General features: G+C 40.2%; 9 protein-coding genes. 1 reads left to right on the plus strand and 8 read right to left on the minus strand.

What is annotated here, in order from left to right:
• Positions 1 to 239: 239 nt before the first annotated feature.
• The 8 genes from ODU45_RS09435 to pbp2b form a co-directional block, all read right to left on the minus strand.
• Entirely contained in the window at positions 240 to 938 is a 699-nt protein-coding gene (locus ODU45_RS09435; RefSeq protein ID WP_398581203.1) for a TIGR02206 family membrane protein, read from the minus strand.
• A gap of 160 nt (positions 939 to 1,098) precedes the next feature.
• Positions 1,099 to 1,695, minus strand: a complete 597-nt coding sequence (locus ODU45_RS09440) for an NAD(P)H-dependent oxidoreductase (protein WP_398581204.1) — start codon at positions 1,693 to 1,695, stop codon at positions 1,099 to 1,101.
• Positions 1,696 to 1,788: 93 nt separating this feature from the next.
• The gene (locus ODU45_RS09445) at positions 1,789 to 2,328 is read right to left on the minus strand and encodes a Crp/Fnr family transcriptional regulator (RefSeq protein ID WP_205032643.1); all 540 of its coding nucleotides are present in this window, start codon (positions 2,326 to 2,328) and stop codon (positions 1,789 to 1,791) included.
• Between the two features lie 11 nt (positions 2,329 to 2,339).
• Positions 2,340 to 3,701, minus strand: a complete 1,362-nt coding sequence (gene murF, locus ODU45_RS09450) for a UDP-N-acetylmuramoyl-tripeptide--D-alanyl-D-alanine ligase (RefSeq protein WP_398581206.1) — start codon at positions 3,699 to 3,701, stop codon at positions 2,340 to 2,342.
• A 127-nt stretch (positions 3,702 to 3,828) separates the two neighbouring features.
• On the minus strand, positions 3,829 to 4,209 hold the full coding sequence (locus tag ODU45_RS09455; protein ID WP_105256714.1) for an OsmC family protein: 381 nt from the start codon (positions 4,207 to 4,209) through the stop codon (positions 3,829 to 3,831).
• A gap of 109 nt (positions 4,210 to 4,318) precedes the next feature.
• On the minus strand, positions 4,319 to 5,365 hold the full coding sequence (locus ODU45_RS09460) for a D-alanine--D-alanine ligase (RefSeq protein ID WP_398581207.1): 1,047 nt from the start codon (positions 5,363 to 5,365) through the stop codon (positions 4,319 to 4,321).
• Between the two features lie 104 nt (positions 5,366 to 5,469).
• Positions 5,470 to 6,066: a recombination mediator RecR gene (gene recR, locus ODU45_RS09465; protein ID WP_002935848.1), complete on the minus strand. Its 597-nt coding sequence runs from the start codon at positions 6,064 to 6,066 to the stop codon at positions 5,470 to 5,472.
• Between the two features lie 8 nt (positions 6,067 to 6,074).
• A complete protein-coding gene (gene pbp2b / locus ODU45_RS09470) occupies positions 6,075 to 8,150 on the minus strand; it encodes a penicillin-binding protein PBP2B (RefSeq protein WP_172077781.1) in 2,076 nt (691 codons plus the stop codon).
• Between the two features lie 313 nt (positions 8,151 to 8,463).
• On the opposite strand from pbp2b, the gene ODU45_RS09475 reads away from it, so the two are divergent.
• Positions 8,464 to 8,795: helix-turn-helix domain-containing protein (locus ODU45_RS09475; RefSeq protein WP_154095611.1), on the plus strand; the 332-nt coding region annotated here is incomplete at its 3' end.

Here is an 8,795-nt window from a genome sequence, read left to right on the forward strand (position 1 = left end):
GTATTTGGTAGGATGAAGGGTGTTTTTGGCGTGCGCAGAGTCCATGTCAGAGGTCAAAAGGTGGTTGAAACTGAGATAGGATTCCTCCTAATGAGCATGAATCTCACGAAATTGGCTAAGAAATTAGTCCAAGATAGTAGAAGCAGAAAGAAAAACACAGACAGTTCGGCTGAATTTCATCAGAATCAGCTTGAATCTATCTGTGTTTTTTATTTACTGGCTAGTTTTTGCCCAGTCTCTTATTTTTTCAATATCTGCGAATTCATTTGTTTGCTTTCTTTTTTCAAATAGGCAATCAGCATAGCTTGTATACTCAAAATAGAGAAACAGAGTAGGCAAGTTACCAAGAAGAAATTCAAAGGAATATTATTAGTATTCACTAAGGGTGCCTGTCTTAAAAATCCATAATTTCCACCAGTTAAAAGAGCTACTCCTAGAATCAGCATATTCATAATAAGCGTATATTTCACTACCTCTTTCCCCTTCAACATCTCCCCTTCTAAATCAGATAACAGGTACAACATACAATTAACGGTCAAGGCATAGTGGCCAATAACAAAAGTAAAGAAGGTAAGGTGTGGAAAAGCAAACGGGTCAAATACCGGATGAATAAAGGCTGAAAGCGATCCAAAAAGACCCAGATAGGCAAAATAACGTTTCAAGGGCCCAGGCTTCGCCCAAAGAATAAAGAGCATGGCCAAGCGACAATGATAAAAAGGAAGACTCTCTGAAAGAGGAAAATCAGCTATGATATACCAAGTATAAAGGGAGACAATCTGTATAAATTGAAGCCACCAAAAAACAGTATGAAACCATCTCTTTTGGTAACAACGAAAACAAAGATAGAGCATGAAAAACCAAATAATCATGAGAAACAGATGTTCCAATACGTCCAGGTTCGGTGCTTCAGAAATCTGATTACTAAAAAAATCACTCATCTTATTAAATTCCTTTCTTTCCCCAGGAATCAGTATATCAACTTTTCGACATTTTGACAAGACTTGCTAAAAAAGAGAGGTCTTGCCTCTCTACTTTTCTATTGCTTCCACCACTTTTCCAAGGTTCATAGAATTAGAGCCTTTAAAGAGGATTGACTTATCACTGTTGAACACGCTGATAAATCCGTTTTTCAATCTGCTCTAGCCAAGATTTTCTCTTTCTATCATCAACCATTTTTACCATGTTATAGCTCATCCATTTCACATCTTTGTAACCTGTCTTCTGAAATGTTCCCTTGATTAATGCATTTTTGATAGCATTCCCATAAATTAGTTGATACAAAAATTTAGGAGTATTCATAGTTGTGATTATGGTGATAGTTTTTAGCTTCTCGTGACGTGCCTGCATACTATAGCCATTTGCTTTATAGTCGTAAAATGCTCCTGGAAAAATAACTTTGTCAATGAAGCCTTTCATCATCGCTGGCATCAACTCCCACCAGATCGGAAAAATCAAGATGAGATGGTCTGATTCTCCGATATGCTTTGAATAAGCCTGGGCTTGTGGATCAACCTGCTGATGTTTCACAAATCCGAGCAAATCTTCACTAGTCATCACAGGGTTAAACTTTTCTGTATCTAAATCAATAACCTGCACTTGACTACCCGCCTTTTGAGCACCAGCTATACTGGCTTCTAAAATAGCATGATTATATGATTTTTCATAGGGATGGTTATAGACAATTGTTGTTTTCATTGAAATTTCTCCTCTGTTTTTTTATTGTTCCTCGTTTATCATTCAAGGTACAACCAGTATATTACAATCTAAAAAGACCGACATTAACAAATGTTAAGTCAGTCGTTTTTTTATTCTAGAAAGTGATACAGGAGTTATTCCTAGATAAGAAGATAAATAAATATCTGGAACTCTCCATAACAGGTCAGATTTTTCTTGAACTAATTCTAAAAATCGTTGCTCAGGTGAGTTTTTTATTCGTGACAGAAAAAGATGGTTGTATTTAATCATTTTCTGACTTAAAAGTATTGTCAACGAGTGATAATACTCTGGGTGCTCTAGTAAAAATGTTTCAAATAGCTGCCGATTTAGGCAATAAACCACAGTATCTTCAATAGCTTGAAGACTATAAATACTTTCTGTCTTCGTTAAAAAACTTTCAAGAGACGAAACCGAATCACCCTCAAAGAAAAACTGAATAGTGATGTCTTTTCCGTCATGGTTATGCCACAGCCTCAATGCACCTGACTTTACAAGATAAATCATATGCGAGACTTGCCCCTCATCTAAAAGATAATCTTTTGCCTTTATTTCTTTATATATTAAATGTGGCTGAATATCTTCATGTTGAAACAATTCATCTAGGATTGACAATTCTATTTCTCCTATTTTTCTAACGCTTCCACCACTTTTCCAAGGTTCATGGAATTAGAGCCTTTAAAGAGGATTTGGTCCTCTTTCCCTAGACTTTCTCTAACCTGTTTTACCAGGTCTTCAAATTGATCCTGCTCTGCATTTTTCCTAAAGAAATAGACTTTTCCAATTGGGAACATCTGACTAGCCAACTGAGCCAGGTCTTCAATATCCTGACCGTAGAAAATAACAGTGTCTAGCACATCAGGCGACAGGCTCAGAATCATCTGATTGTGGAGATCGATGGATTGGCTACCCAGTTCTTTCATGTCTGCCAAAACCGCGATTTTCTTGCCGCCTTCATTTGTTGGAATGCTCGAGAAGGTTTCCAAAATCAATCGCATGGCCGTTGGGTTGGCGTTGTAGACATCGCTGAGAATGTCTGCTCCGTTTGCTGCCTTCTTCCACTCGGTGCGGTTGCGGGTCAAGTTAAGACTGGCTAGAGCTGACTTGATTGCCTCATCAGGCACACCCAAGGTCTTGCCCACATAGCTTGCTACCATAGCATTGGTGGCATTGTACTTGCCCGTTACTGGGAGGAAAATGTCACCGTCCATAAAGTTGACGGTGAAGGTCAGGCTATCTTTTGACTCGACCAGACTGGTCACCTGCAAATCAGCCTGCTCACCGAAGCGAATAAGTTCTACATGGCTTGGCAAGAGTTTGTCCGCAATCGGATCAGCTGGGATCAAGAGTTTACTACCTGGCTCCATTCCATCCGCAATCTGTAATTTTCCTTTGGCAATCTCTTCTCGTGAGCCGAAAAATTCCAGATGGGCTTCACCAAAAAGGGTAATAACTGATAGACTTGGTTTGGCAATTTCAGACAGGAGATGAATGTCGCCCAAGTGGTCCTGTCCCATTTCCAAGACCACTTTTTCTGTATCGTCAGGCATATGGAGGACAGTGTAAGGCAGACCAATTTCGTTATTGTAGTTGCCTTGTGTCTTGTAAGTCTTGTAAGTCGTCGCTAGAACATCGTGAATCATGTCCTTTGTGGTCGTTTTACCGTTTGAGCCTGTCACGGCAATGACTTCTACCCCTATTTTCTCTAGGTAGTAGGCCGCTAATTGTTGAAGCGCATCCAAGCAGTCATCTACTAGGATGTGGGGAACATCAAGGCTGACTTCCGAAAGGGTTACTGCGCAGCCATTTTCAAAAGCAACAGGAATAAAGTCATGACCGTCACGCGCACCCTTGAGGGGAACAAAGAGGTCGCCAGTTGTGACGAGTCGGCTATCGAACTCGACCTTGTTGAGTGCTGTATCGGGATAAAGACTAATATCATTTTTTGCGCCCAAGACCTGAGCGACTTCGTGTAAGGTTAATTTCATTGTTTTCTCCAATAAACTAAAAAAGAGCTTTCGCTCTTTCTATTATACCACTTTTTATCGAACTTGAGTGAGGACACCATCTTTCATCTCATAAACCTTGTCGCATTTTTTCAATTGCTAAAAACATCTACTCCACACTTTCTAAGACATAAAAACTTGTCTCAAACTTCAAGTCTTCCCTCAAAAGAGCTTTGACTTTACATTTCTTTTCCACATAGGCAAGAATCTCTTTCTGCTTTTGCGCTGAAACCGACTCTCCAATTCCAATCAACACTTCAAAACGCTGATTGTCCAAGCGACTCTCCACCTGAACAGGCATGGTTTTATTGCCTTCTTGGCTGGCATAGTAACCCTGGACACACATGGTGATGCAGGCAGCTAAGCCAATGTTCACTAGACTAACGGGAGTCTCCCCCTTCTCCGTCACACCAAAGGTATGAACCGGTTCACCATAACCTTGAGAAACTGCCTGAAACAGACCTTCCCCTTTTACTGTCGTTTGATACATAAACACCTCCACATACTTGAAACCATTCTATTCTTTTTTGCAAACCTTTGCAAGAATGTGAACTAGAAAAAGATTGGAAATTTTCCAATCCTTTTCATTTTCATTCTCATTAAATCAAATGACTTTCACGTTTTTCAAACATTTCCTTGGCCAAACGAACAAGCTCTTCAATCAAATCTGGGTAAGCAAGTCCCATATTATCCCAAAGGAGTGGATACATAGACCACTGGGTAAATCCTGGCATGGTGTTGAGCTCATTTAGGAAGATGTCTCCGTCTTCAGTCAGGAAGAAATCACAGCGAGAAAGGCCACAACCACCGATAGCACGGAAGGCCTTGGCAGCATTATCCCGCATGGTGTCCATGATAGACTCATCAATCTTAGCTGGGATTTCCATGGTGATTTTGTTGTCGATGTATTTGGCATCGTAATCATAAAAAGCAACGTCTTTGACTACTTCGCCAGGAAATGTCGTTTTCACGTCAGCATTTCCCAAAAGACCAACCTCAATCTCACGCGCATTAACCCCCTGCTCAACGAGGACACGGCTGTCATACTTGAAGGCCAAATCAAGCGCCTTACGCAAGCCAGCTAAATCCTCGGCTTTTGAGATACCGACACTTGATCCCATATTAGCTGGTTTTACAAAGACCGGATAAGTCAATTTTCCTTCAATCTCTGCAATCTTATCGTCGATATTTTCACCCTCGATAACTGCCACATAAGGTACTTGGGAGATTCCTGCTGATTCAAGAACACGCTTGGTAGTAATTTTGTCCATAGCAACGCTGGAAGACAATATATTAGTACCAACATAAGGCATACGAAGCACTTCCAAGAAGCCTTGAATTGACCCGTCTTCTCCCATTGGTCCATGAAGAACAGGGAAAACGACGGCCTTTTCTTCATAAATATCGCTCGGACGGATTTTTTGCTCTTCAACAATTGTCGCGTTTGTCATGAGTTTTTCATCGGCAGACGGTGTTTGAGAAAACTCTTGCGTCTTAATAAAGTCCCCAGTTTGTGTGATGAAATAGGTTTTGACAAAAAATTTATCATAATTGATGGCACGCATGACGCTTTCGGCAGACAGAACGGATACCTCACGCTCTGCAGAACGCCCACCATATAGTAAAATCAAGGTTTCTTTTGACATATATTTTCCTTCCTGTATCAACGCTATTACTCTTAGTATAGCATAATTTAACAAATCATATCTATCCTATCTTAAAATTAGGAACGTATCTAACTACAGAACAGCTATAGCTCTGTGCGGTTTTCAATAGCCCTCAACAGGGTCACTTCATCTGCATATTCAATATCACTTCCAACTGCTAGACCTCGAGCTAATCGGGTTACTTTTATTCCAGCAGGTTTAAGCACACGAGAAATATACATTGATGTCGCCTCACCATCCGCAGTTGCATTGGTCGCCACAATAACTTCTGTAACCTCATTGTCCATCAGGCGAGTGAGGAGGGTTTTCAAATTAATATCATCTGGTCCGATACCATTCATGGGAGAAATCAAGCCATGCAAGACATGATAAAGACCGTGGTATTCTTGAATATTTTCCAAAGCTGTAACATCTCGACTATCCTCTACAATCAAAATAGTAGATTGGTCTCGCGTTGAGTCCTGGCAAATGGCACAGGGGTCCTGATCTGTCAAATTACCACAAATAGAGCAATAAGATAGGTCTCGCTTAGCTGCCAATAAATTTTTAGCAAATTCATTAACGACATCATCCTCCATGCCAATAGTATAAAAAGCTAAACGGGTAGCCGTTTTTATACCGATACCTGGCAATTTAGAATAACTATCAATTAACTTGGCAATAGGTGTAGGGTAAAGCATAAGCCTCCTTAGTTCATTGGGTGAAGTGATTGATATAAATTGATAATTTCTTGAGTAATTGTTTTAGTAGTTGTTGAACTTTGATTGGTCAAATTTGGTAGGACAACTGCTACCGCAATTTGAGGATTATCACTAGGCGCGTAGGCAACAACGTTGGTGTTGATCGCAGTAACCACATCTCCTGAAGCTGTTGTTGTATAGGTTTCGGCTGTACCAGTCTTGGCACTGATGGTCACGGCCGCACCACGACCGATAGCACTACCTGTATTAAAGCGCCCACCGCCATTGACAACTTGGTAGAAACCTTGACGAAGAAGAGACATATCCTCAGCGGAGATATTAACCTGATTCATCTCCTTACCAGATACGGTCTCAATTAATTCTCCCAAACCACCTTGGGCATTATTCCCATAAATTCCCTCAACGAGGTGAGGAGAAATCCGTGTCCCATTATTCGCAATGGTCGCTGCATACTGTGCCATCTGCATCGGTGTATAGTTATCAAACTGTCCAAAAGCGTTGGTAATAAAGTTGGCTGTCGTATACTTATCTGGTAAAAATCCTGTAGATTCGAGTGGAAGGTCAATACCTGTAGAAGCACCAAGACCATATTCTGCAAAAGTCGAACGAAGCTTAGTCATGGCGTTTTTCAATGTATCACCATCATTCAAATACATGTTAGCTGAGTAGGTCTGACCAAGTAGTCCCAAAGCAATCTTAACCATATAAACGTTTGATGAATACTCCAAAGCCTGAGTAGCATCTATATTAAAACTACCGTAAGCACCGTACCAAGATGTAATCGGAGCTGAACCTGCAAAATAGATTGGTTCATCTAATTGAACCTGATTACCACTGATAACTCCATTTTCCCAACCAGAGCTAATTGTCGCTCCTTTGACGATGGAACCTGGTGTAAAGACACTTGTAATCGTACCAAGAGCATCCTCCGTAATAGTACTTGAGCCTTTTTCGTGACTATATCCTGACATAGCAAGCACTGCACCTGTAGAAGGATTTAATGCAACTGCATAAACACCTTCCGAGTAAAGCGCACTACCAGTAGCTAGCTCACTTTCAAAGTATTTTTTCAAAATAGCATTGACCCCATCTTGAAAGGCTAAATCAATAGTCAGTTTAATATTATTTCCCTGCTGCCCTTCTTGGATTGTCTCAATACTTTCGATATTTCCATTTCTATCTAGGTTTATTTGTTTTTTCTCACGTTGACCTTGCAAGACTTCTTCATATTGTTTCTCGAGGTAGGCAGTTCCCACACGGTCATTTGAAGAGTAGCCCTTGGATAGATAGTATTCTGCATCTTCTGCAGGCAAACCAGCCTGTTCACTCGTTACTGTACCGATAATGGAGCTGAGGGAAGTTGGTAAAATCGTCCGTTGCCAGTTATTGGTCGTTGAAATACCTGGAAGTTGACTTTCATTGGCTACGATATGAGCAACCTGTTCAGAAGTCAGAGTATCCGTTACCAAATTAACAGTAGAGAAGTAAGTAGCACCATTCATCTGCTTGAACAGTTCAATCGCTTTATTGTCTTGCTCAGAATATTGTAATGCTTCGGCAGGGATACTATCAACTGCATTCGAATAAATTGTTGATTCGCTCAAGTAGTTACCATCGGAATCGTATTTTTTATCTTTTGGCAAGGCCTCGACTACCTGACGATAAACCTCTTCATCTGCCAAATAATAATCAGCCTTATCACGTTGAGTAATTGTTACGTCTGAAACATTGACCCACTGCAAGAGTTTATTAGCTACTTCTTTCATTTCCTGAGCAGACATCTTGTTGGGACGTGTGAAGGAGACAACCTGCTGAATCTCGTTTTCAACCAAAGGTTTTCCCTGCGCATCGTAAATCTGCCCACGGATAGAGCCATTGCTGATGATTTTCTGACTGGCAGTAGACAGCTTATTACTATAAAAATCATGATTGATGATCTGCATATCTGCCAGACGCAATATCAAAACTAGGAAAAGGAAAATCACGATAGAAAATAAAATATTTAAACGAAGGGAAATAAAATTTCCATCGTGTTCCAAAGGCTTGTTCTTTCTTTTTTTCACTTCAAAGACCTCATTCTAGAAATATCCTTCTTATTATACCACAGGCAAAAAATATTTTTTAGACAGAGCCTCCTTTTCAGAAAATATTTTCTTATAGTAAATTCCCAAAGTAAGTTCTAGTCTGTCTTAAAAACTGGAAACTGGAATGAGACAAAGAAATAAGGTAGAACTTACTATGGGACAAGTTGGTAATCGACAATGAAAAACAAAAGTAAATTCCCAAAGTAAGTTCTAGTCTGTCTTAAAAACTGGAAACTGGAATGAGACAAAGAAATAAGGTAGAACTTACTATGGGACAAGTTGGTAATCGACAATGAAAAACAAACACTTAACTCTCTCTGATCGCAACGATATTCAAATAGGAATTGAACAACTTAAGCCCTTCTCGGCTATCGCTACTAAGCTAGGAAAAGACCCGTCCACAATCTCAAAAGAAGTTCGGAGAAATAGGCTGATAAAAGAGAACTCTAGTACCTCCAATTGTGAGACCTGCCCTCTGCTCAAAAAGGCTCCCTACGTTTGTAATGCCTGTCCGAAAAAGAGAAGCAACTGCGGATACCAGAAACAGTTCTACTACGCAAAAAGAGCTCAGCTTGATTATGAAGCTAAGCTCTCAGATTCGAGAACAGGTGTTGCCCTAAACAA

The organism is Streptococcus sp. 2022WUSS135 (assembly GCF_044427045.1).
Taxonomy (GTDB): domain Bacteria; phylum Bacillota; class Bacilli; order Lactobacillales; family Streptococcaceae; genus Streptococcus; species Streptococcus hashimotonensis.